We start from the raw sequence: 2,085 nt of genomic DNA, 5'->3' as shown, positions 1-2,085 counted from the left end.
CACGTACGCCCAGTACGCGAACGCCCCGACAGCACGCCCAGGCACGGCACCAGACGCCGCGGACTCGGCCGACAAGATCCGAAAGAGACGACCTAGGGGGCCGGGGTGGGAGGACCAGGTGGTGAGGCATTCCTGGAGGTGGTCCTCGGTGAGGGTCTGGTCCAGGTGTCCCGGGTGGCGGGTGCGGGTCCGGAAGCGTTCGGCGACGAGGGGGGTGGGGCAGTCGCAGTGCACCTCGATCAGGTGCACCTCGATCAGGTGGGCCTCGAGCTGGTGGAGCCGGGTGGGGGCGGTGTCGCGGTGCCACCAGTTCACGAGCACGGCCCGTCCGGCTTCGGCGGCGAGAGCGAACAGGATGTCGTCGGCGGCCCGGCTGAGGCTGTGGCGCCAGGGGTGGTCACCCATGCCGAGGGAGTCGTAGAGCGACTCGAGGATCACGTCCTTGTCGATGAGCGGCAGGGCGAGGTGTGCGGCGAGTGCGCGGGCCAGGGTGGTCTTTCCGCTGGCCGGCAGGCCGGTGACGATGACGAAGGCGTTGTTGTCGAGCACGGCGACAGTCTGACCGGGTGCATGGGGATGTCGGGATGGAGTCGAGTGGGGGTGGCTGGGGTGGTCGGGGTGGTCGGGTTGGTCGGGAAGGTGTTGGCGGCGGCGCGCGTCGCGGGGGAGGTCGGGGACTGGGACGCGTACGGAGCGCTGTTGCGGCGGGCAGGTGGCGGCGGGGTGGGGGCGTTGCGGGCCGGCATGCAGCTGATCCGTTCCGCCGAGGTGCTTGAACGCGAGCTCGGGTGCGACGTGTTGGGGGAGGTGAGCGATCGGGAGCCGGCGGTCCGCCGCGAAGCGGCGGATGCCTTGGCCGTTCTCGCCCAGGGGGAGAGGGAGGTCGGCGTGCTGCGGGCCCTGGCGCGGGCGATCGGAAGAACGGGGGACGGTCGGGCTGGTGCCGTGCTCGTTGTCCTCGCGGGGCATGCGGACCCTTCAGTCCGTCGGGAGGTCGCGTCCTCGTTCGGTGGGCTCGACATGGGCAGGGCGGAGGGGCCGGCTGCTCTCGCCCTCATACGGCTGACCGGGGATGGGGATCCGGCGGTTCGGGAGTGGGCGACCTTCAGCCTCGGGTTCCTATCGGAGGCCGATGGTCCCGCGGTCCGTGCCGCCCTCTGGGAGCGGACGGTCGATGGGCACGCTGGTGTGAGGGAGGAAGGGATACGCGGCCTCGCCTCGCCCGGAGGCACGACCTCCGGGTGCTGCCGCTACTGAAGGCACTGCTCGAAGATTCTGCGGGAGCTCACGTCCACACGTTCGCGGCGGCGCAGATCATGGGTTCTCCCGAACTGCTGCCGGCGCTGTTGGAGTACGAGCTCGGGGACGCCGGGGTGGCTGCTGCCGTGAGGGCCTGCGATCCCGAGCAGCGGGCGCAGCTCGATGGCTTGGGTTGGGATGTGGTGGTCGTGCTGCACCGGCTCCGTCCGGAGCTGGGCGGAGCGATCCGCCGGGAGCTCTTCGGCCCGGCCCTGGAGCTCGGCCTCCTGGGTCCCGGGGGTGGGCCGACCTACGACGTGGAGGCGCTGCTCGAACGTGCCGGGGGCGACCCCGTGCGGGCGGCTGACCGGGTGCTGCAGGCGGAGGGCCGAGGCTGATGAGCCCGGGGAGATGAGGCCCTTACACCGCGGAGGTCCGTGCTGTCGCGCCGATTTGGACCCTGCAGGGGGCGTCATGTAGAGTCAAACGGTTGCCTGGAACTGGACAAGTTCGGCAGCCGGCCCCCAAAGAAGCAATTCAGAGTGGGCACCCTCGACTCCTCATCCAGGAATCTGAAGCCGGGAAATCCGGTGGAAAACTTCTGATAGAGTCGGTCTCGCCGGAAAGGGAAACGCGAAAGCGAAGAACTGGAAAGCGAATCCCGCTGACTGGGAATCGGACACGAAAGAGTCTGATAGAGTCGGAGACACAAGAACGAAACGAAGCGCCCGGAGGAAAGCCCCAGTAATTATTACTGAGGGTGAGTACAAAGGAAGCGTCCGTTCCTTGAGAACTCAACAGCGTGCCAAAAATCAACGCCAAAAAGTTGATACCCCGTCCATTTCG

3 protein-coding genes are annotated in these 2,085 nt (G+C 68.2%); 2 read left to right on the top strand and 1 reads right to left on the bottom strand.

Features of this window, described 5'->3' with window-relative positions:
- Positions 1-549, bottom strand: a 549-nt coding sequence (locus tag ACFWNV_RS39680; protein WP_383957224.1) for an AAA family ATPase, incomplete at its 3' end; no start/stop codon positions are given.
- A 51-nt stretch (positions 550-600) separates the two neighbouring features.
- Between ACFWNV_RS39680 and ACFWNV_RS39675 the strand changes: the two genes are divergently transcribed.
- Together ACFWNV_RS39675 and ACFWNV_RS39670 are read left to right on the top strand one after the other, a co-directional pair.
- Positions 601-1,257 carry a hypothetical protein gene (locus tag ACFWNV_RS39675; protein ID WP_383957222.1) on the top strand — a complete coding sequence of 219 codons (657 nt, stop codon included), beginning with the start codon at positions 601-603 and terminating at the stop codon, positions 1,255-1,257.
- On the top strand, positions 1,242-1,637 hold the full coding sequence (locus ACFWNV_RS39670; protein ID WP_383957220.1) for a hypothetical protein: 396 nt from the start codon (positions 1,242-1,244) through the stop codon (positions 1,635-1,637). Before ACFWNV_RS39675 ends, ACFWNV_RS39670 begins: the two co-directional genes overlap by 16 nt.
- Positions 1,638-2,085: the final 448 nt, after the last annotated feature.

Source organism: Streptomyces sp. NPDC058401 (assembly GCF_042722885.1).
Classification (GTDB): Bacteria; Actinomycetota; Actinomycetes; order Streptomycetales; family Streptomycetaceae; genus Streptomyces.
Note: the sequence above shows the minus strand (reverse complement) of the source record. Positions and strands in the feature narration are given on the sequence as shown.